The sequence below is a fragment of the Pseudomonas sp. RA_5y_Pfl1_P24 genome (genome assembly GCF_963970945.1).
GTDB lineage: Bacteria > Pseudomonadota > Gammaproteobacteria > Pseudomonadales > Pseudomonadaceae > Aquipseudomonas > Aquipseudomonas tritici.
In genome coordinates, this window is the sequence record NZ_CAXAOJ010000012.1 from 151133 (window position 1) to 173638 (window position 22506).

General features: G+C 60.8%; 16 protein-coding genes. 7 read left to right on the forward strand and 9 right to left on the reverse strand.

Annotated elements, in window-relative coordinates:
- Positions 1–57 precede the first annotated feature (57 nt).
- Together AACY30_RS20835 and AACY30_RS20840 are read left to right on the forward strand one after the other, a co-directional pair.
- Positions 58–2154: a putative bifunctional diguanylate cyclase/phosphodiesterase gene (locus AACY30_RS20835; protein WP_339470911.1), complete on the forward strand. Its 2097-nt coding sequence runs from the start codon at positions 58–60 to the stop codon at positions 2152–2154.
- A 54-nt stretch (positions 2155–2208) separates the two neighbouring features.
- Positions 2209–2955 (forward strand): SDR family oxidoreductase, encoded by a 747-nt coding sequence (locus AACY30_RS20840; protein ID WP_339541062.1) that lies wholly within the window; start codon positions 2209–2211, stop codon positions 2953–2955.
- 53 nt (positions 2956–3008) lie between these two features.
- On the opposite strand, the gene AACY30_RS20845 is transcribed toward AACY30_RS20840, so the two are convergent.
- The 5 genes from AACY30_RS20845 to AACY30_RS20865 all read right to left on the reverse strand — a co-directional run bounded on the left by AACY30_RS20845 (position 3009) and on the right by AACY30_RS20865 (position 7779).
- The gene (locus AACY30_RS20845; protein WP_339470915.1) at positions 3009–3704 is read right to left on the reverse strand and encodes a tetratricopeptide repeat protein; all 696 of its coding nucleotides are present in this window, start codon (positions 3702–3704) and stop codon (positions 3009–3011) included.
- A 5-nt stretch (positions 3705–3709) separates the two neighbouring features.
- Positions 3710–4363, reverse strand: a complete 654-nt coding sequence (locus tag AACY30_RS20850) for a hypothetical protein (RefSeq protein WP_339541063.1) — start codon at positions 4361–4363, stop codon at positions 3710–3712.
- A gap of 108 nt (positions 4364–4471) precedes the next feature.
- Entirely contained in the window at positions 4472–5881 is a 1410-nt protein-coding gene (gene mapR, locus AACY30_RS20855) for a GntR family transcriptional regulator MpaR (RefSeq protein ID WP_339470919.1), read from the reverse strand.
- 64 nt (positions 5882–5945) lie between these two features.
- On the reverse strand, positions 5946–7355 hold the full coding sequence (ccoG, locus tag AACY30_RS20860; RefSeq protein ID WP_339438843.1) for a cytochrome c oxidase accessory protein CcoG: 1410 nt from the start codon (positions 7353–7355) through the stop codon (positions 5946–5948).
- Between the two features lie 184 nt (positions 7356–7539).
- The gene (locus AACY30_RS20865) at positions 7540–7779 is read right to left on the reverse strand and encodes a DUF3203 family protein (protein ID WP_339541064.1); all 240 of its coding nucleotides are present in this window, start codon (positions 7777–7779) and stop codon (positions 7540–7542) included.
- A gap of 121 nt (positions 7780–7900) precedes the next feature.
- Here AACY30_RS20865 and AACY30_RS20870 point away from each other — a divergent pair, with 121 nt between their 5' ends.
- Positions 7901–8392, forward strand: a complete 492-nt coding sequence (locus AACY30_RS20870; RefSeq protein ID WP_339470922.1) for an MgtC/SapB family protein — start codon at positions 7901–7903, stop codon at positions 8390–8392.
- Here the strand turns inward: AACY30_RS20870 and AACY30_RS20875 are convergent.
- On the reverse strand, positions 8370–8546 hold the full coding sequence (locus AACY30_RS20875; protein ID WP_175403076.1) for a hypothetical protein: 177 nt from the start codon (positions 8544–8546) through the stop codon (positions 8370–8372). The genes AACY30_RS20870 and AACY30_RS20875 overlap by 23 nt on opposite strands.
- A gap of 203 nt (positions 8547–8749) precedes the next feature.
- On the opposite strand from AACY30_RS20875, the gene AACY30_RS20880 reads away from it, so the two are divergent.
- The 4 genes from AACY30_RS20880 (at position 8750) to AACY30_RS20895 (ending at position 17694) form a co-directional block, all read left to right on the forward strand.
- Positions 8750–10738 (forward strand): alpha-1,4-glucan--maltose-1-phosphate maltosyltransferase, encoded by a 1989-nt coding sequence (locus tag AACY30_RS20880; protein ID WP_339541065.1) that lies wholly within the window; start codon positions 8750–8752, stop codon positions 10736–10738.
- A 156-nt stretch (positions 10739–10894) separates the two neighbouring features.
- A complete protein-coding gene (gene treS, locus AACY30_RS20885) occupies positions 10895–14242 on the forward strand; it encodes a maltose alpha-D-glucosyltransferase (RefSeq protein ID WP_339541066.1) in 3348 nt (1115 codons plus the stop codon).
- Complete coding sequence (gene glgB / locus AACY30_RS20890) at positions 14239–16476, forward strand: 1,4-alpha-glucan branching protein GlgB (RefSeq protein WP_339541067.1); 2238 nt, start codon at positions 14239–14241, stop codon at positions 16474–16476. The genes treS and glgB overlap by 4 nt, the downstream gene beginning before the upstream one ends.
- A gap of 90 nt (positions 16477–16566) precedes the next feature.
- Positions 16567–17694, forward strand: coding sequence for a GGDEF domain-containing protein (locus AACY30_RS20895; RefSeq protein ID WP_339541068.1), 1128 nt, complete (start codon positions 16567–16569; stop codon positions 17692–17694).
- On the opposite strand, the gene AACY30_RS20900 is transcribed toward AACY30_RS20895, so the two are convergent.
- The 3 genes from AACY30_RS20900 to AACY30_RS20910 form a co-directional block, all read right to left on the reverse strand.
- Entirely contained in the window at positions 17673–19883 is a 2211-nt protein-coding gene (locus AACY30_RS20900) for an ATP-binding protein (protein ID WP_339541069.1), read from the reverse strand. The two genes, AACY30_RS20895 and AACY30_RS20900, sit on opposite strands and share 22 nt — an antisense overlap.
- 151 nt (positions 19884–20034) lie before the next feature.
- Positions 20035–20886, reverse strand: coding sequence for a CAP domain-containing protein (locus AACY30_RS20905; protein WP_339418511.1), 852 nt, complete (start codon positions 20884–20886; stop codon positions 20035–20037).
- 409 nt (positions 20887–21295) lie between these two features.
- A complete protein-coding gene (locus AACY30_RS20910) occupies positions 21296–22477 on the reverse strand; it encodes an MFS transporter (protein ID WP_339541070.1) in 1182 nt (393 codons plus the stop codon).
- Positions 22478–22506 lie beyond the last annotated feature (29 nt).

Genomic DNA, 22506 nt, shown 5'->3' on the forward strand with positions numbered 1-22506 from the left:
TCGCCCGCTTTGCCAATTTGCACGGGCCTCTCAGGCCTGCTGCGCACGAGAAGTCCCATGCTCATCGGTAGTTATTCACCCTCCCTGGTCGCGATCTCACTGTTTGTCGCGATCCTTGCTTCCTACACCGCGTTGGACCTATCCGGCCGCCTTGCCACCGCCAAAGGTCGCGCGGTCTATCTATGGATAGCCGGCGGCGCGATGGCGATGGGGATCGGGGTGTGGTCGATGCATTTCATCGGAATGCTCGCGCTGCGTTTACCGTTTGCGCTGGGCTTCGATAGCGGCATCACCGCGTTGTCGTTGTTGATCGCGGTGCTCTCCAGCGGCTTTGCATTGTGGCTGGTCAGCCAGCCGCGTTTACCTGCGTGGCAACTGGCATTTGGTGCGCTGATCATGGGCACGGGCATCGCCTGCATGCACTACACAGGTATGGCCGCGATGCGCATGACGCCGGGTATCGACTACGACCCGGCCTTGTTTGGCGCTTCTTTGTTGATTGCCGTCGGAGCCTGCGGCGCAGCGCTGTGGATCGCCTTCAACCTGCGTCGTAATACCCCATACGTGCGCCTGGCACGGGGTGGCGCAGCTGTCGTCATGGGGTTTGCCATCGTCGGCATGCATTACACCGGTATGGCGGCGGCGCAGTTCGCCGATGACAGTTTCTGCGGTGCCGCGCTGGATGGCTTGAGCAGCAATGGCCTGGACAATCTGGTACTGGTCACGACCCTGGCCGTGCTCGCCATCGCCTTGCTGACCTCATTGCTCGACGCGCGGCTGGAAGCCCGCACGGCGGTGCTCGCTGACTCCCTGACCCAAGCCAATCAGGAACTGACCCACCTGGCCCTGCACGACATGCTCACCGGCTTGCCCAATCGCACCTTGCTCGCCGACCGTATTCAACAAGCCATGCAGGCCGTCAAGGAGCAGGGCGGTTGCTTCGCACTGATGTTTATCGATCTGGACGGCTTCAAACCGGTCAACGATGCCTTCGGCCACCACATGGGCGACCAGTTGCTGCGTGAAGTAGGCCAACGCCTGCGTGAAGATTTGCGTAGCCAGGACACCTTGGCGCGTATCGGCGGGGATGAGTTCGTATTGCTGGTGCAACTGACCCAGCCGGATGACGCGCTCGGCCTTGCCGAACGCCAGGTGATGCTGATCAATCGCGCGTTCCAGGTAGCCGAACATGAACTGAAGATCTCCGCCAGCGTTGGTATCGCCATGTTCCCGGGCAATGGTGGCAACCCCCGGGAACTGCTGATGAACGCTGACGCCGCGATGTACCACGCCAAGGGCGTGGGCAAAAACGGCTACAGCTTTTTTGATGCATCGATGAGCACCAATGCGCGCAAGCAGTTGCAGTTATTGCAAGACCTGCGCAATGCCCTGGAACAGCAGCAGTTCCAGCTCTACTACCAGCCCAAGTTCGACGCGGTGAGCGGTATTCCGGTGGGTGCCGAAGCGCTGTTGCGCTGGGAGCATCCGCAACAGGGGCTGCTGCTGCCGGCGATGTTCATTGAACGGGCGGAAAAGACCGGGCTGATCATTCCCATCGGCGAGTGGGTGCTCAATGAAGCCTGTCGCCAAATGAGTATCTGGTACGCCCAAGGCTACGAAGACTGGCGCATAGCGGTGAACCTTTCGGCCATGCAGTTCTGCCATGCCGGACTGGTCAAGAGCGTGGCCGCGGCCCTTGAGCGCCACCAGTTGCCCGCCAACAACCTGACCCTGGAAATCACCGAAACCACCGCCATGAGCGATGCCGATGCGAGCATGACCGTGTTGCAGGCACTGTCGGACATGGGGGTCGATTTGTCCATCGATGACTTCGGTACGGGTTACTCCAGCCTCATGTACCTCAAGCGTCTGCCGGCCAATGAGCTGAAGATCGACCGTGGGTTTGTCCGCGACCTGGAGCACGACAGCGATGACGCCGCCATCGTCTCGGCCATCGTCGCACTCGGCCAGGCGTTGGGGTTGCGCATTGTCGCCGAAGGCGTGGAAACCAATGCGCAGCAGCGTTTCCTGACTCGGTTGGGGTGTGATTCCCTGCAGGGTTACCTGCTGGGGCACCCGTTGCCGGCGGAGGGGTTCATGGCCGATATCCGGCACGCCGAAAAAGGCGTTGCGCCTGACAAAAGCCGTGAGTGACGGGTATTCTCGGATACGACCCTAACTGTCAGGTTGAATCAGGAGAACGCACGTATGGACAAAGTCGTCATCATCACCGGGGGCAGCCGTGGGATCGGCGCCGAGACGGCATCGCTGGCCGCTCGCGAGGGCTACCGCATCTGCATCAACTACCAGTCCGACGAAGAGGCTGCTCACCGCACGCTCGAGCAAGTCCGTGCGCTGGGCGCCCAGGCGATTGCCGTGCGCGCCGATGTGAGCAGCGAAGATGAAGTGATCGCCTTGTTCAACCGTGTCGACGCCGAATTGGGCCGCGTGACTGCACTGGCCAACAATGCTGGCACCGTGGGGCACAAGGCGCGGGTTGATGAGATGTCCGAGTTCCGCATCCTCAAAATCATGAAAACCAACGTGCTCGGGCCGATCCTGTGTGCCAAGCACGCGGTGCTGCGTATGTCGCCCAAGCATGGCGGGCAGGGCGGCAGCATCGTCAACGTCTCATCGGTGGCGGCCCGACTGGGCTCGCCGGGTGAATACGTCGATTATGCGGCCTCCAAAGGCGCGCTCGACACGTTCACCCTGGGCTTGTCGAAGGAAGTCGCGGGCGAGGGCATTCGTGTCAACGCCGTGCGCCCCGGTTACATCTTCACTGACTTCCACGCCCTGAGCGGCGACCCGGACCGCGTCAGCAAACTCGAGTCCGGCATCCCCATGGCCAGGGGCGGGCGCCCGGATGAAGTGGCGGAGGCGATTATCTGGTTGCTGTCGGATAAGGCTTCGTATGCGACGGGCACATTCCTAGACCTGGGTGGCGGCCGCTGATCAGCAGCCGGTGGAACGCGTGAGGCCCCGCCTGGAGGCCTCACGGTTGACCGTCAGGGCAGCTTGACCTGGTACGCCGCCAGTTGCGCTTTATGCTCCGGCTCCACGGTGCTCTGGTCGACCAATTTGGCGAACTGCATCAGGTCGCGTCGGGCATTCTCCTTGTCACCCAGCCGGTCATAGGCCAGCGAGCGCTGGTAGAAGGCCCAGGCGTAGTCAGGTTGTTTGACCAGCCCTGCGCTGAACGCTTCGGCGGCTTCGCGGTATTCGCCGAGGTCGAGCAGCGCCAGCCCCAGGTGATAGAACGTCGGCATGTTGAAACCGCCGCCCTTGCCGAGCTCGCCGAGGCCGGCGTCAAGGTTGGACTGCACCAGTTCCAGCGCTTTGCGTGGGTTGCCATTCAGGCGATACAGATAACTGAGTTCCAACGTCGCTCGCGGTTCGACTTGCGGGTTGGTGGCGATGGATTTCTCCCGCGCGATGATGGCCTCGGGGTACTGCTTGAGGTTGCTATAGGCCGCGGACTTGAGCAGGTACACCGTGCTCTGGATTTTGGCCGGCAGGGTGTTCTTGGCCAGGCACAGGTCGGCTTCCTGGATAACCAGCTGGTTCTGGTCGGTTTTTATGGCCTTAAGGGCGTTGGCGCAATGCTGCAGGTCACGTTGGGCAGCGGTTGGCTGATGTGCGCAACCGGCCAGGACGGCGGCGGCCGCCAGTAGGGAAAAACCACGGATAAGGGCGATAGGCATCTTGGTCAGTCCAGCAGGTTGGCGTTGAGGTCGGGGCGATAGACTTGCAGCAGCGGGGGCGTGACGGTGCCCTGCAAGGAGCAGAAAATCTTAGTCCGCGTCTCGGTCGTACCTTTTTCCAGGCTCAGGATGCGTTCCACATAGCCAAAGGGCGTGGCCACGCCCGGTCCCGCCAAACCTTCGGTGCGCCACTGCCCGATAGGGTCGCCGACCCGGCGAATATCGACGCGGCTGAAGCTGCCTCTATCAGGCGCCACGCGCGCGTTATCGGCGATCAACGGTTTGAGGCGCGCGGTGACATCCTTCACTGAACCTTCTGCGACAAAGCCCCAGAACAGGATCTTGCCAACACCTTGCAGCACCATGGCTTCGTTCTGATAACCCACCAGGCGCACGCCGTTCACCACCAACGGTTGCTCGAACGGCTGATAGCGTCCACCTTCCTGCAGCGGGTTCATGACCACTGGGGCGGTGACGGCGCCCTGTTTGGCCACGCGCAGGGTGCCGGCGGGCAGCGAGGCAGTGTTGAGGGTTTCGAAGAAGCGTGCGTCACAGCGCGAAAAGTCGCTGAACAGCTGTTCGGGGCTGGTGGCGGATTGGGCCTGCGCCTGGCTGGCAAGCGCCAACAAGCAAATTCCGGATAGCAGTGGGCGAAGCATCGGCGTCATCCATGAGCAGTGAGAGGGCGGTAAGTGTAACAAGAGTGAAACATCTTCGCTAACGGCGGGGCACGGCACTGTACAAGAGAGACGCAGTGAGCAGCCTGATCAAAATGACCGCACAATCCGCCCCAGCGTCTCCATGGCTTTTTCCGACGCTTCAGTCCACGGGCTGCCGTAGTTCAAGCGAATACAGTTCCTGAACCGTTGGGTCGCCGAGAAAATCGGCCCCGGCGCGAGGCTGATACCTTGCGCCAACGCCATCTGGAACAACTTCAACGAATCCGTCTGCTCCGGCAATTCCAGCCACAGGAAATAGCCGCCGGCCGGTTGACTGACGCGCGTCTGCGCCGGGAAGTAGCGCGCGATGGCAGCCAGCATGGCGCTTTGCTGTTCTTCCAGGGCATAGCGCAATTTGCGCAGGTGCCGGTCATAGCCGCCGTGTTGCAGGTAATCGGCAATCGCTGCCTGGGCGGGCATCGATGGGCACAGCGAGGTCATTAACTTCAAGCGTTCGACCTTCTGCGCAAAGCGCCCGGCTGCGACCCAGCCCACGCGATAGCCAGGGGCCAGGCTTTTGGCGAAGGAACCGCAATGCATCACCAGGCCTTCGGTATCGAAAGCCTTGGCCGGTTTGGGGGCCTGTTGACCGTAATACAGCTCGGCGTACACATCGTCTTCGATCAGCGGCACCTGATGGCCGCGCAACAGCTCCACCAGCGCTTGTTTCTTGGCTTCCGGCAAGGTCGCGCCCATGGGGTTCTGGAAGCTGGTCATGGTCCAGCAGGCCTTGATCGGGTAGCGCTCAAGGCTTTGCGCCAGTGCGTTGAGATCAATGCCATCGCGTGGGTGCACGGGGATTTCCACCGCCTTGAGTTTCAAGCGCTCCAGCACTTGCAGGCAGGCATAGAACGCCGGGGCTTCGATTGCCACCAGGTCGCCCGGTTCGGTGACGGCCTGCAGGCACAGGTTCAGTGCTTCCAGCGCGCCATTGGTAATCAGCAGCTCTTCCATAGGCAGCATCAGCCCGCCGACCATATACCGCAGCGCGATTTGCCGGCGCAGTTGCGGGTTGCCCGGTGACATGTCGGTGACGACCAGGCGCGGGTCCATCTCGCGGCTGGCGCTGGCCAGGGAGCGTGCCAGGCGCGGCAGCGGGAACAGCATCGGGCTGGGGAAGGCCGAGCCGAAAGGCACGGTGTTGGGGTCTTTGATCGAGTCGAGGACTGAGAACACCAGTTCGCTGACGTCCACTTCGGTGGATTCATGCACCTGTTCACTCACCACCGGCTCGGAGAACGGGCTGGGCGCATGGGTGTTGACGAAGTAGCCAGAGCGCGGTCGCGCGCGAATCAGGCCGCGGCGCTCCAACAGATAATAGGCCTGGAACACCGTAGACGGGCTGACGCCGTAAGTCTGGCTGGCATAGCGCACCGACGGCACCCGCTGTCCGGGGCCGAGCACGCCGGAACGGATCAGTTCTGCAATGTCGTCGGCGAATTTTTCGTAGCGTTTCATGGGGCCTAATCACTTTCTTAAATTGTACGCAGGGCTAAATGGGATCTTCAGTGCCTGACAGGCCTCAGCGGTTCAGCGGCGCCACAAAGCGGCTATCGGCCGCGCTGTAGATCCACGGTTCATCCACATCCGTTACCTTGAAACGCAGGGTTTGCGAACTGCTCGCCGGTTTATCCGCCAGCAAGGCCACCGACACCGGTACATCACTGATTTCCCCCGGCGCCAGGCTGATTTCGGTCTTGCCTTGCAGTTGGAAGCCATCGGCGTCCACCAGTTCCAGGCGGTAGTCCTGGTGCTGTTGGGTCTTGTTGATCACCTTGAGGCTGTAGATGTTTTCGATCAGGCCCTGGGCGTTCTCACGGAACATGCCACGGTCCTTGGTGACATCCAGCGACACCATCGGCCGTTCCACCAGCGCCACCACCAACGCCGCAATCATCACTAACAGCACGGCACTGTATCCGATCAGGCGCGGCCGTAGCAGGTGGGTCTTGCCGCCTTGCAGTTGATGTTCACTGGTGTAGCTCACCAAACCGCGCGCGTAGCCCATCTTGTCCATGATCGAATCGCAGGCGTCGATGCACGCCGCGCAGCCGATGCATTCCATTTGCAGGCCATCGCGGATGTCGATGCCGGTCGGGCAGACCTGCACGCACAGTTGGCAGTCAATGCAATCGCCCAGACCGACGTCGGCGGGTTTGACCTCACGTTTGCGCGGGCCACGGTGTTCGCCGCGGGCCACGTCGTAGGAAATGGTCAGGGTGTCCTTATCAAACATTACGCTTTGGAAACGCGCATACGGGCACATGTGCATGCACACCGCTTCACGCAGCCATCCCGCGTTGAGATAGGTGGCACCGGTGAAAAACAGCACCCAGAACAGGCTGACGCCGCCCATTTGCCAGGTCAGCAATTCGGCGGCCAGCGGGCGGATGGGTGTGAAGTAGCCGACAAAGGTCAGCCCGGTCAGCACGCTGATGCCCAACCACATCATGTGTTTGGCCGAGCGTCGCGCCAGTTTGTTCAGGCTCCAGGGCGCGGCTTGCAGCTTGATGCGCTGATTGCGTTCACCTTCGGTGATCTTCTCGCACCACATGAACAGCCAGGTAAACGAGCTTTGCGGGCAGGTATAGCCGCACCACACGCGGCCGGCAAATACGGTGATCGCAAACAGGCCGAAGGCGCAGATGATCAACAAGGCCGACAGCAGGATGAAGTCCTGCGGCCAGAACGTGGCGCCAAAAATGTGGAATTTACTGTCCGCCAGGTCCCACAGCACCGCCTGCCTGCCACCCCAGTTCAGCCACACGGTGCCAAAAAAGGCCAGGAACAGAAAGCCTGCACCGCACACGCGCACAGTGCGGAACACGCCGGTAAAGCTGCGGGTATGAACCAGGTTGTCGCTGGATTTGGCCTTCACCTTCTTTGGGTGTATGGGCTCAAAGGTTTCCACGGTGGGGATTCGTTCGCTCATGGTAGTTCGCTCATCAGCCTCCATCAGGCGGATGAACTATGCGCGCGGCTCTGTTTGCATAACAGACTCAGCTAGGGCGATAAAAAGCGGATCAGATGGACTATGAGAGAGTCGCTGCGACAATCTGCTGCACCCCGTGGAACAAGCGGCGCAGCGTTGTCTGAGGTGTGCTGATGCAGATCAATCAAATCAACGAACCAGGGTCGTCTGCCTTTACATGTTGACGCTCATCGTGGGCGCCCGCGACCGTCAGCGCGTCTGCCTCGGCTTCGGTGATATAGATCCGCTCGGCCGCCAATTCCACGTAAGACATGGATTTGTCGATGTCGGTAACAATATTGACCCGGGTCGCTGGCACGCTCTGTTCCTGGCCGTTGTCATCGAGCATGAAGTAGCACAGTTGGTTTTCGATGCGTATGGGCATTCCGATCTCCTGTTTTGTGAGCTATTGAAGGTTAGGGGACGGCGCTGCGCAGGGGTTCCAGGCAACTGACTGGCGGTCGCCGCTGTCCATCCTTTACCAACAATGACAAAGGACAGCTGAGATGGACGCTTGGTGGCATGAAGTGTGGCAAACCCTGCAGGCTGAATTTGCCGACATCGGCGACGCCAGGCAGCTCACCCAGATCACTGTGCGGCTGCTGATCGCCGCGATCCTCGGCGGCATTCTCGGTTTTGAGCGAGAGAGCAAGGGCAAGGCCGCCGGGGTGCGCACACATATGCTGGTGGGGTTGGGCGCTGCGCTGTTTGTCATGGTGCCGCAAATGTCTGGCAACCAGGCGGATGCCATGAGCCGGGTGGTACAGGGCGTGATCGCCGGGATCGGCTTTCTCGGCGCTGGCACGATCATCAAGGGCAAGGATGATGAAGACGGCCATGTCAAAGGCCTGACCACCGCAGCCGGCTTGTGGATGACCGCTGCGATTGGGGTCTCGGCCGGGTTGGGCCGGGAATCGACAGCGGTTCTGAGCACATTCCTGGCCTTGGTGGTGTTCAGCGTGATGCCGAAAATCGTCAAGCGTTTCGAGAAGGACTGACGATCACCGGGGGCATGGTCGTCGGCGGTTCTTCGACCGGCGGCGGCTCATTTTCTGGCGGCTCCTTTTCCGGAATTGGCGCCGGCTCGGTGGGCGGCAGGGTCGGGTTGTCGATATTGGGGTCCGGCGTTTCAGCCGGGATTGGGATATTCATCGGTGTGGCCTCCTTTGTGCTTGGCTCTAGCGGTGGACAGCCGCCGGGCCGAATTGATTCCCGCCCAATGGCGACACATTCACCTGAACTTTTAACAGTGGCGCAGGCTCGGACCTATAAGCGGCCCTGCTCAGGGAGAGCATGGCCGCATCAGAATTCGGATCAAGCAAAGAGCGTCCATAGGGCGTAAGGGGAGATGCTCGATGACTGCTGAAGCACAGGTTCCAGAAAACGCCATATTGCCGCTGTCCCAGGCACTGTTGCTGCCCAGGATCGCTATCGAAAGCACCACCCCCGTGATTGACGGCGGCGAATTCGCCGTCAAGGCCGTGGTGGGGCAAAGGGTCAATGTCACCAGCAACGTGTTCGCCGATGGCCATGACAAGCTCGCAGTGCTGATCCGCTGGCGCCCGCTGCAGGAAGAGAGCTGGCACAGCGTGGTGATGACTGATGTGGGCAACAACGGCTGGGAGGGCGCATTTACCGTCACCCAGCAAGGCCCCCACGAATATTGCATTGAAGCCTGGATCGATACCTTCGCCAGCTTCTGCTACGAGCTGCGCAAGAAGCATGAAGCCGGCGTACCAGTCAGCCTGGAATTGCAGGAAGGCCGCAGCCTGGTGCTGCAGGCCGCCGAACGCAGTGACAATGAACTGCGCGAACGCCTGATGCTGCTACACCACGAACTCTCCGGCCTGCTGGAAGCCGAGCAGGTCGCGCAGTTTCTGCACGAAGACAGTGCACGCCTGATGACCCAGGCCGATCACCGCGCTTATTTGAGCGTCAGCACCGTGTACCCGATTGATGTGGAGCGCGAGGCCGCACTGTTCGCTAGTTGGTATGAGTTGTTTCCGCGCTCGATCACTGACGATCCTGCGCGTCATGGCACCTTTAATGATGTGCACTCGCGGCTGTCGATGATCCATGACATGGGTTTTGATGTGCTGTACTTCCCGCCCATCCATCCGATCGGGCGCAGCCACCGCAAAGGCAAGAACAACTCCCTGACTGCTGGCCCTGATGATCCGGGCAGCCCGTATGCGATCGGCAGCGAAGAGGGCGGCCACGAGGCCATTCACCCGCAACTGGGCAGCCGCGATGACTTCCGTCGCTTGGTGCAGGCCGCTGCCGACCATGGCCTGGAAATCGCCCTGGACTTCGCCATCCAGTGTTCCCAAGACCATCCTTGGCTCAAGGAACATCCGGGTTGGTTCAACTGGCGCCCCGATGGCACGATCAAATACGCGGAAAACCCGCCGAAAAAGTACCAGGACATTGTTAACGTCGATTTTTACGCGGCGGACGCGATTCCAGGCCTGTGGACCGAACTGCGCGACGTGGTGGTGGGTTGGGTGGAAGAGGGCGTGAAAACCTTCCGTGTCGACAACCCGCACACCAAGCCGCTGCCATTCTGGCAATGGTTGATCAGCGACGTGCGTGCCAAGCACCCGGACGTGATTTTCCTCGCGGAGGCGTTCACCACGCCGGCGATGATGGCGCGCCTGGGCAAGGTCGGTTATTCCCAGAGCTACACCTATTTCACCTGGCGCAACACCAAGGCCGAGCTGAGCGAATACCTGACGCAGTTGAACGAGTCGCCATGGCGCGAATGCTACCGGCCGAATTTCTTCGTCAATACGCCGGATATCAATCCGCCGTTTTTGCATGAGTCAGGCCGCCCGGGCTTTTTGATCCGCGCCGCGCTGGCCACCATGGGTTCGGGCCTGTGGGGCATGTATTCGGGCTTTGAGTTGTGCGAAGCGGCGCCGGTGCCGGGCAAAGAGGAATACTTGGATTCAGAGAAGTACGAGATCCGCCCGCGAGACTTCACCGCCCCCGGCAACATCATCGCCGAGATCGCTCAGCTCAACCGCATCCGCCGGCAAAACCCGGCGCTGCAAACGCACCTGGGCTTGAAGCTTTACAACGCCTGGAACGACAACATCCTGTATTTCGGCAAGCGCAGTGAGGATGGCAGCAACTTCATTCTGGTGGCGGTCAACCTTGACCCGTTCAATGCCCAGGAGGCCAGTTTCGAGTTGCCATTGTGGGAATTGGATTTGCCGGATGACGCCGAGACCGAAGGCGAAGACCTGATGAACGGCCATCGCTGGACTTGGTATGGCAAGACCCAGTGGATGCGCCTTGAACCGCAGATGCCGTTTGGAATCTGGCGTATCACCACATCCTGAGCCAAGTGAAGATCAACTGTGGGAGCTGGCTTGCCGGCGATAGCGGTACATCAGTCAACACGTGCTGTGCTGACACACCCTTATCGCAGGCAAGCCAGCTCCCACATTAAACCGCGTTCATTCAGCCGGTTTTTTCAGAATTTCCAGGAGTTTCCAATGGCGAAGAAACCCAACGCTGCCACCTTTATCAAAGACCCGCTCTGGTACAAAGACGCGGTGATTTACCAAGTTCATGTCAAATCCTATTTCGACTCCAACAACGACGGCATCGGTGACTTCCCCGGGCTGATCGCCAAGCTCGACTACATCGCCGACCTGGGTGTAAACACCATCTGGTTGCTGCCGTTCTACCCTTCGCCACGGCGCGATGACGGCTACGACATCGCCGAATACCGGGGCGTGCACGGCGATTACGGGACCATGGCCGACGCCAAGCGCTTCATCGCCGAGGCGCATAAGCGCGGGCTGCGTGTGATCACTGAGCTGGTGATCAACCACACCTCCGACCAGCACCCTTGGTTCCAGCGTGCGCGCAAGGCCAAGCCCGGCTCCGCAGCGCGGGACTTCTACGTCTGGTCGGATGACGAACAGAAATACGACGGTACGCGCATCATTTTTCTCGACACTGAGAAATCCAACTGGACCTGGGACCCGGTCGCCGGCCAGTACTTCTGGCACCGCTTCTATTCCCACCAGCCGGACCTCAACTTCGACAACCCGCAAGTCATGAAAGCCGTGCTGTCGGTCATGCGCTACTGGCTGGACATGGGCATTGACGGCCTGCGCCTGGACGCCATCCCGTACCTGATCGAACGCGACGGCACCAACAACGAAAACCTTCCCGAAACCCACGATGTGCTCAAACAGATCCGTGCGGAGATCGATGCGCATTACCCGGACCGCATGCTGCTGGCCGAAGCCAACCAGTGGCCGGAAGATACGCAGTTGTATTTCGGTGACAAAAAGGGCGACGACGGCGATGAATGCCATATGGCTTTCCACTTCCCGTTGATGCCGCGTATGTACATGGCGCTTGCCCAGGAAGATCGCTTCCCGATCACCGACATCCTGCGGCAGACGCCGGAGATTCCCGCCAATTGCCAGTGGGCGATCTTCCTACGCAACCATGATGAGCTGACCCTGGAAATGGTCACCGACAAAGAGCGCGATTACCTGTGGAACTACTACGCCGCCGACCGTCGCGCGCGCATCAACCTGGGCATTCGCCGCCGCCTGGCGCCGTTGATGGAGCGAGACCGTCGCCGTGTCGAGTTGCTCAACAGCCTGTTGTTGTCGATGCCTGGCACGCCAACTCTGTATTACGGCGATGAAATCGGCATGGGCGACAACATCTATCTCGGCGACCGCGATGGCGTGCGTACGCCGATGCAATGGTCCATCGACCGCAACGGCGGTTTTTCCCGCGCCGACCCGGCCAGCCTAGTGCTGCCGCCGATCATGGACCCGCAATATGGCTACCAGTCGGTCAACGTTGAGACCCAGGCCCAGGACCCGCATTCGTTGCTGAACTGGACCCGGCGCATGCTGGCGGTGCGCAAGCAGTCCAAGGCATTTGGCCGTGGCAGCTTGAAAATGCTCTCGCCGAGCAACCGCCGCATCCTGGCGTATACCCGCGAATTCACCGGCGAAGACGGACGCCACGAGATCATCCTGTGCGTGGCCAACGTGTCACGCAGTGCCCAGGCGGCCGAGCTGGATCTGTCGGCGTTTGCTGGTATGGTCCCGGTGGAGATGCTCGGCGGCAATGCCTTCCCGCCCATTGGCCAGCTGAATTTCCTGCTGACCCTGGCGCCTTATGGTTTCTATTGGTTTGTCTTGGCGGCCGAGAATCAAATGCCCAGCTGGCATGTGGAGCCTGTTCAAGGGATGCCGGACTTCACCACACTGGTACTGAAAAAGCGTATGGAAGAACTGTTGGAAGAACCCTGCCGTAACTCGCTGGAGCAGACTGCGCTCCCGGCCTGGCTGCCCAAGCGCCGCTGGTTTGCCGGCAAGGACACGGCTATCGACAGCGTGCGCATTGCCTATGGGGTACGTTTTGGCGACCCGCAACACCCGGTACTGCTCAGCGAGCTGGAGGTGACCGCAGGTGGTCAGGTCAGTCGCTATCAACTGCCGTTTGGCTTCCTTGGCGAGGACCAGTTCACCAGCGCATTGCCGCAGCAACTCGCGATGGCCCGTGTGCGTCGGGCACGCGAGGTGGGCCTGGTGACCGACGCGTTCAGCCTTGAGCACTTCATCCGCGCGGTGATCCAGGGCCTGCAGGCTGGCACGGTGCTCAACTCCAGCGAAGGCGACCTGCGGTTTGAAGCCACAAAACATCTGGACGCGCTGCAACTGACGGACGAAGCACAAGTGCGCTATTTGTCCGCCGAGCAGTCCAACAGCTCAGTGGTGGTGGGCGAGGGCCTGGTGCTCAAGCTGATCCGCAAAGTCAGCGCCGGTGTGCACCCGGAGCTGGAAATGAGCGCCTACCTCACCGCAGCCGACTACCCGAATATTTCGCCGCTGCTGGGTTCGGTGATTCGCCGCGACGCCGACGGCCATGACAACCTGCTGATGATTGCCCAGGGTTACCTGAGCAACCAGGGCGACGCATGGAGCTGGACGCAGAACAACCTGGAACGGGCGATCCGCGACGAGCTTGCCCAAGCCATCTCGGAGCAGGAACAGCACTACAACGCCCTGGGCGAACTGGCCGACTTTGCCGGATTGCTCGGCCAGCGCCTGGGTGAAATGCACGTGGTGCTGGGTGCAAAAACCACAGACAAAGACTTCAAGCCCGAAGTGACCACGGCCAAGGACACTCAGGCCTGGGCCAAGGATGTCGGCGCGCAGCTCGACCGCGCGCTGCAGTTGCTACAGCTGCATCAAAACCATTTGAACCCTGTGGAGCAAGCGCTGGTCAGTGATTTGCTGGCGCAGAAAAAGGCCATCGCCAGCCATGTGCAAGCCCTGGCGAAAGCCACGGCAGGCGGGCTGCGTATCCGCGTCCATGGTGATTTGCACCTGGGCCAGGTGCTGGTGGTGAAGGGCGATGCCTACCTGATCGACTTCGAAGGCGAACCGGCACGACCGCTGCACGAACGACGCGGCAAGCACAGCCCGTATAAAGATGTGAGCGGCGTGTTGCGCTCCTTCGATTACGCGGCGGCCATGGCGTTGAATGTGCAAGGGGTGGATCACTCACCCGAGGCGGGCATATCACGCAAGCGTGTGACCGATCGTTACCTGAAAGAAGCACGCCAGGCCTTTGTCGAGGCTTATCAGTCGGCTACGTCTACACTGGCGCATGACTGGCAGGATGCCAAAGGCCAGGACGCAGCGCTGACCTTGTTCAGCCTGGAGAAGGCCGCGTATGAAGTGGCTTACGAAGCGGAAAACCGTCCGACCTGGTTGCCGGTGCCCTTGCAAGGGTTACACGGCCTATTGAGTGGGCTAACACCAATATCGAAAACTGCACGCGGTGGGGAATCGTCATGAGCTTTACACATAAAGAACCGCTGCAACCGAAGTTGACTGCACTGCCGGCGTCCAAGGACGTCGACGCACTGGTACGCGCCGAACACCATGACCCGTTCTCGGTGCTCGGGCCACACGATGATGAGCACGGCGGCCAGTTTATCCGCGCATTCCTGCCGGAGGCCTTGAGCGTCCAGGTACTGGCGCGTGACAGTGGCGAGCAGATCGGCAGCCTGGACGCGAGCCAGGTGCCGGGGTTGTTTGTCGGGCACTTCACTACACGTCAGGCGTACCTGCTGAAAGTCCAGTGGGCCGGTGGTGAACAGATCACCGAAGACCCCTACAGCTTCCAACAACTGTTGCTCGGTGAAATGGACCTTTACCTGTTTGCCGAAGGCAATCACCGTGACCTCAGCAGTTGCCTGGGTGCCCAAGTGACCACGGTCGACGGCGTGCAAGGTGTGCGCTTTGCCGTATGGGCACCGAATGCACGGCGCGTATCGGTGGTGGGCGATTTCAATGTCTGGGACGGTCGCCGTCACCCGATGCGCCTGCGCCATCCTTCCGGCGTGTGGGAGATCTTTATCCCACGTCTGCAACCGGGGGCAGCGTACAAATATGAAATACTTGGCGCCAATGGAATCCTGCCGCTCAAGGCCGACCCGATGGCGCTGGCCACTCAACTGCCACCCGACACCGCATCCAAGGTTGCCGAACCGTTGGCGGTCGACTGGCAGGATCACGAATGGATGCAGTCACGCCTCGACAAGCAAAAATCCACCGCGCCACTGTCGATCTACGAGTTGCACGTGGGCTCATGGCAGTGCGAGTTGGACGAGGCGGGCGAAGTAGCCCGCCAATACAACTGGCGCGAGCTGGCTGAGCGGTTGATTCCTTACGTGCAGCAACTGGGGTTCACCCACATCGAGCTGATGCCGATCATGGAGCACCCGTTCGGTGGCTCCTGGGGCTACCAAGCGTTGTCACAATTCGCGCCGACGGCACGGTTCGGTTCGCCGCAAGATTTCGCGTATTTCGTCAATGCCCTGCATCAGGCCGATATTGGCGTGATTCTCGACTGGGTGCCGGCGCATTTCCCGACGGATACCCACGGCCTTGCGCAATTCGACGGCACCGCGCTGTACGAATATGCCAACCCGTTGGAAGGCTTCCACCAGGATTGGGACACGCTGATCTACAACCTGGGTCGCACCGAAGTGCATGGCTTCATGCTGGCCTCAGCGCTGCATTGGCTCAAGCACTTCCATATCGACGGCCTGCGCGTTGATGCCGTAGCGTCAATGCTCTACCGCGATTATTCGCGCAAGGCCGGCGAATGGGTGCCCAACCGCCATGGTGGGCGCGAGAACCTTGAAGCCATCGACTTCCTGCGTCACCTCAATGATGTGGTGGCCCTGGAAGCGCCGGGCGCCTTGGTGATTGCCGAGGAATCCACCGCCTGGCCGGGTGTGAGCCAGCCGACCCAACAGGGCGGTCTGGGCTTTAACTACAAATGGAACATGGGCTGGATGCACGATTCCCTGCATTACATCCAGCAGGACCCGGTGTACCGAGCCCATCACCACAACGAACTGAGTTTTGGCCTGGTGTATGCCTGGTCCGAGCGGTTTATCCTGCCGATCTCCCACGATGAAGTGGTGCACGGCAAGCACTCGTTGATCGACAAGATGCCCGGCGACCGCTGGCAGAAGTTTGCCAACTTGCGCGCCTACCTGGCGTTCATGTGGATGCACCCCGGTAAGAAACTGCTGTTCATGGGCTGCGAATTCGGCCAGTGGCGCGAGTGGAACCATGATCAGCAACTGGACTGGTACCTGCTGCAGTACGCGGAACACAAGGGCGTGCAGAAGCTGGTCGGCGATTTGAATCGCTTGTATCGGGAGGAGCCGGCCCTGCATGAGCAGGACGACGCACCGCAGGGCTTCCAGTGGCTGATTGGCGACGATGCGATCAACAGCGTCTATGCCTGGCTGCGCTGGAGCAAGGACGGCAAGCCGGTGCTGGTGGTGGCCAACTTCACCCCGGTGCCGCGTCAGGGCTATCAAGTCGGTGTGCCGTTTGGCGGGCGCTGGAGTGAGGTGATCAACAGCGACGCCGACATGTACGCAGGTTCCAATTATGGGAACGGCGGCGAGGTGTTTACACAGGATGAACCACTCCATGGTCAACCGGTGTCAATGTCGTTGAACGTGCCGCCACTTGGGGTGCTGATTCTGCGGCCAGAAACGCTTTAAAGTCGCTGCCGTGCTCGATTCTGTTGTCCATGCTGGTGGCAGGGTGCCACAATAGCGCCATTCTCGGGGGCAGTAGATCAGGCGGATTTAATGAATGGCCTTGGGCGTGGGCAGGACCAGGATTGCGTTATAGAGGAGCTGGTGCGAACTGACCGTTTGCACCAGCTGTTTCGGCAGTCATTTGCCGCCATTCTCGGCAGTTTCTTGGCAGCGGTCATGCTCTGCTGGCTCTGCTGGGACCGGTTTGACCATCAGGTCATCCTTGTCTGGCTGGTGGTGTTGGCGGGGTCATCTCTGTTGCGCGTCAAGATGTTTGTAGAGTGGTTTCGCTGCCCCAACGCCGAGCGCACGCCGGATCTGTGGGAGCGCCGTTATTGGATGACGCTGGTGTTTTCCGCCGGGATCTGGGGCTTCGGCGCCTTGGCGGTGATGCCGACGGATGATCGCCTGTCCCAGGTGCTGGTCATGTTGTTTACCGTGGGCATGTCGGTCAGCGCGGTATCCTGTTACTCGGCTTATCGTTACATGACCCTGGCCTCCATGGGCCTGGTGCTGCTGCCATGTACGCTGTGGCTGCTGTTCCAGCCTTCTTCGATGCAAGTGGGCGTGGCCATCGCCGTATTGGTGTTCTCCACCTTTGTTGTCAGCGCCACGCGCAAGTTGTCCGATGCATTGGAAAAGGCGTTTCGCCTGACCCGGCAAATGGAACGTGCCCACAATATCTCCACTCGCGCCGCACAGACCGATGAACTCACTGGTCTGATGAATCGCCGTGCGTTTTTCGAACATGCCCAGCGGCTGCATGAACAATGCCTTCACAACCAGCAGCCGCTGTGCGCGCTGATGATGGACATGGACCACTTCAAGGAAATCAACGACACCTACGGCCACCAGACCGGGGACCAGGTGTTGCGCCAGATTGGAGGGGTGATCAGCGCGTCCTTTCGCCAGGCGGACGTGTATGGGCGCGTGGGCGGTGAGGAGTTTGCGGTATTGCTGCCCAACACTTCACTGGAAACGGCGCGGGGTATTGCCGAGCAACTGATCAAGGCCATTTCCAGCCTGGACTCTGAACCCGTGCAAGGGTTGACCGCCAGCCTGGGCGTGGCGTCCACCCATGCCAAGGACCAAGACCTGCACGGCCTGATGAATACCGCCGACAAGGCGCTGTACCGCGCCAAGGCACAAGGTCGCAATCAGGTGGCGGTGGCGCAGTAGGGCTCAGTCCTGGACATTGCCGTGGTCAGTGCCCGTGCAACCTGGTCGGCGGAATAGGGCTTGGGCAGGAACTCGACGCCTTCATAGCCACTTTCGGCCAGCTCTTCGCTGTAGCCGGAGGTGAGCACCACCGGCAAGTCCGGGCGCCGTTGACGCAGCTTTTTGACCATCGCCACACCGGTCATGCCAGGCATCACCACATCCGAAAATACCCCATCGAATGCCAGGGCATCCGTACCGGCCAGCGCGAGTGCCTGTTCGGCATCGGTGGCCCAGGTGGTCTGGTAACCCAGGTCCTGCAGGATCTGGTTGGCAAAGCGGCCCACTTCCAGGTTGTCTTCCACGATCAGGATATGGCGCTGGGTCGTATCTTGGGGCAGTTGCTGGCCTGTCGGTGTCGGTGTGTGGTGCGTCATCTGCGGCGCCACTTCGGGCAGGTACAGGGTAAACACCGTGCCCTGGTCTGGGTGGCTGGCCACGTCAACGTTACCGCCGGACTGCTTGGCAAACCCGAATACCTGGGACAACCCCAGTCCCGTGCCTTTGCCTACCGGCTTGGTGGTAAAGAACGGCTCGAAAATGCGCTCGAAGGTGTCAGCCGGAATGCCGCTGCCAGTGTCAGCCAAGGAGACGGTTACAAAAGGTTGGCGTACTTGCTCATCGCCGCGGATGCGCGGCATTGCGTCTACATCGGCCACGCGCAAGGTCAGGGTACCTTGGCCTTCCATCGCATCCCGGGCATTCAGGGCGATATTGATCAGTGCGGTCTCGAACTGGCTGGTGTCGACACGTGCATAGCAAGGCCGCTCGGGCAGTTGTACCTGCACATGGATACGCGCGCCGGTGACGCTTTCGAGCATTTCGCCGATGTTCTTGACCCGTTGCCCGACATCGAAGACTTCCGGGTTCAGGGGTTGGCGCCGAGCGAAGGCGAGCAGTTGGCTGGTGAGCTTGCTGGCGCGCTCGACGGTGTCGGAAACCGCGCCCATATAGCGTTGGCGTCGCGCCTCGGAGAGCCCGGGCTGACGCAGGAAATCCACGGACGAACGAATGATGGTCAACAAGTTGTTGAAGTCATGGGCCACGCCACCGGTCAATTGGCCGATGGCTTCCAGCTTCTGCGACTGGCGCAGCGCGGCTTCGGCCTGGGTGAGGGCAGCGGTGCGCTCTTGCACGCGTTGTTCCAGGGTCGCGTTCAGCTCGGCGAAGGCGGCCAGGCCTTCGCGTACGGCGGCGTCGGCACGCACCCGCTCGATATGCGCCCAGGAGCGCTCGGTGACTTGGCCGACCAATGCCAGGTCATCAGGCGACCAGACCCGGGCGGTTTTGTGGTGCACGGCCATCAACGCGGTCAGGCGGCCATTCTTGATGAGTGGGAAGCACGCGGTCGCCAGCGCACCCAGGGCCTGATAGCTGGCGGCAACCTCGGGGGCGAACTCAATGCGACTGTCTTCGACCACCAACGGCTCACCGCCGCGCAGTTGTTGCGCCGCCCTTGCGCCGAACGAGGCCAGGCGGTAGCGCCCCACGGTGCTTGGCGAGCCGGGCGCGGCCCAATTGCCACGAATGGTAAAGCCGTCTTCATCGTCGTCCATATCGGCGTAGGCGCAATTGGAGACTTGCAAGTGCTCGGCAAGCAGTCGCGTAGTGATCGACATGATGCTTTCGGCGTCGGCAGCATTCGCCACGGCGCTGCCCACTGCGTCCAACACGGCCAGGCGGCGGGTCAGGAGTACGGTGGCGGTGGTTTCGGTGACGGTATCGAGCATCCCCACGACGTTGCCCTTGGGATCGCGGATGGGGCTGTAGCAAAAGGTAAAGTACGCTTGTTCGACACCCATGCCGCGCTCGATCTGCAGTGGGTAGTTCTCGATATAGGTGGCACGGCCTTCGAATGCCGCGTTGGCAATAGGGCTGATGTCTGCCCAGGCCTCACGCCAGACTTCGCTGAACGGGCGGCCCAAGGCATCGGGTTTATCGCCCAGGATCGGAATGAAGGCGTCGTTATACAACATGGTCAGGTGAGGCCCCCACACGATGGATTGGGGGAAACTCGAGGCAAGGCATAACGCGACGGTGGTCTTGAGCACGTCCGGCCACTGCCCCGGCGGCCCCAGGGGCGTTTTCGCCCAATCATGCTGGCGAACCCGCTCAGCCATGTCGCTGCTGCTTTGCAGCCATTTCATCATTGCAAGAGCACCTTGTTTGCCTCGGTCTGTTTATCCGCCCCCTATGTCAGGCTGCCAAGCTACAGACCGGGATGGCCGCTGCCAGTTCAACGGGATTATCCATGAGATGGCAATTTGATGCTTCCTGCATTTCAATCTGCCAATACCGCGTTTATTGTGCGCCGAAAACCCCCGTCCAATAGATGCCTGCGTCACTCTTCGGGTCCATCGCATAGGCCGCACCCAGCTCGCGGAATTGCGGGTTCATGAGGTTGGCGCAATGGCTGGGGCTGGCAAGCCAGCCGTCGACGACCTTGCGTGGCGTGTCCAGGCCGGCAGCGATATTTTCGCCGATGGCCTTCGCGGTGTACCCGGCCAGTTCGGCGCGGTCGCCGGGGGTACGGCCGTCATGGTCGAGGTGGTCGAAGAAGTTACCGTTGGCCATGTTGCGCGTATGGCTGTTGGCGGCGCCGGCCAGGTTTTCATTCCAGGACAATGGCGTGGTCGCGGTAAACGCCTGGGTACCGCATTGACGCGGTTGGGCGCGGGCGGTATTGATCAGGTTGAGCAATTGCTTACCTTCGGTCTGCCAATCGCCCAGGCCGCTGGTCAGCAGCGGGCGGGCGAGCACGATGCGCCAGTCCTGGCCGCTGTTGCTCACGCCGATGTCTACAAATTGCGGGTCCAGCACCACACGGCAGAAGCTTTCGCGCACTGCCTTCATGGCTGACTGCGCATCCTTGGGCCCCGACAAGCTGATGGCCTGCACGTTGACCATCGGGTACGCCGCCCGCGCCAGCGCTTGCTGCAAGTCGCCCACATTGTTGGCGGGCAGCACCAATCGCGTGTCGCTGGCCAGCGGTGGCAGTTCCTGGGAACCCTGGTCACCGCAGCGTTGCACATGGCTGCGGTATTGGTTGATCTGTTGGACTAACTGACTTTCTTCATTCGCCATCGCGGTGGCGCAGAACACCGTAGTGGCGGCCAGCGTCGTAAGACCCATCATCAATGACAGAACGCGCATGGACGTTACCCTTGAGCTTGAAAGTGCCCATGATGCGCGATCCGGGTGCATCCATGCACCCGTTAGTCCGAACTTTTTCCTTAAGTTTTTGCATGCCGAGTGTTTACGGCCCTGATCGCACAACGCGAACCCCACCACCAGCGCTGCAGAAATGGCGAGAATAATCACAACGCCATCAGTGGAATGCGCCAATCGCCGGCCAACAGGAACTCGTTGCCGTTGATGGTCAGCAGGCACACGCACTGGCTAATTGGCTTCTGAGGAAGTCATGGAAGGCCACGAAGTCGTGATTTTCTGCGCGAATGGCGCTGAGAACCCGTACGACAAGCGAATAGGTGGGCTGGGCCTCAAGCATGGGAGAACCTTGTTGATCAGGTTGTCAGGCAATAGTCGTTACGATTTTATCTTGTCAATATCTGTGTCGTATCGCTCCTGCGAGCAGGATCAAAACCAGCGCCACGCCGAAAGTGGCGTGCAGGCCGCTGGCCACTGATTGTGCAGTAGCGTGCGTCACCTCCGGCGTGGCCCAGGCGAACACTGCGCCGAGGGCCGACGTGCCGAAAATCAAGCCGAGATTGCGCGACAGGTTGAGCAGGCCGGAGACAGTGCCTCGGTTCGCTGGCTGCACATTGTTCATCACAGCGGTGTTGTTCGCTGCTTGGAACAGGCTGTAGCCGGTGGTCAGAATGACCAGCGCACCGAGGTACATGAACAGCCCTGCGGTGAATGACAGCAGCAGCGCGCCACAGGCCAGCACGCCCAGCCCGGCGTGTGTCATGCGTCGGCTGCCGAGGCGGTCGGTCAGGCGGCCGGCGGGTACGCCGGTCACGGCCGCGATACAGGGCCCGACGGCCATGGCCAGCCCCATCCACTCGGGTGCAAGCCCCAGGCCACGGGACAAATAAAATGGCCCCACCACAAAGGTGGCCATGATCACGGCGGCCACCAAGGCACTCATGGCCAGGCCGGCGCACAACGAGGCGTCCTGCAATGACGACCAGAATGTTGAACCTGTGGACGATGACTCATGCTGCCGATCGACCGGTAAATAACGATAGGCGAGGGCGACCGCGACTAACCCCAACGGTACGCCGACCAGAAAAATCGAGCGCCAGCCCCACGCGCTCAGTAACAGGCCACCGGCGCTGGGCCCCATGGCGGTACCGACAGCCGACATCGTGCCCAGCAAGCCCATCACTCGCCCCGTACGTTCCTTGCTCACCGTGTCACCCACCATCCCCAACGCCATCGCCATCATGACTGCCGCGCCCAGCCCTTGCAGGACGCGCGCGACAATCAGCCATTCAAGCCCAGGTGCCATGCCGCACAGCCCACACGCCACGGCGAACAGCAGCAACCCCGCACGCAGCAACCGTCGACGACCTAGTCGGTCGCCCAGGCGTCCGGCACTCACAATCACCGCCGTGATTGCCAGTAGGTAGGCCAGCACCACCCACTGCACGGCGTGAAAAGACGCATCGAACGCCCGCGCCAGGCTCGGCAGGCCGACGTTGGCAATGCTGGTGCCGAGAGAGGCCAGCAACATGGAAATCGACAGGCTGACGAGACTGCCGCGTGAGGCGTTCTGCATGGTGAATCCTTGAATGAAGGCAACTGTCA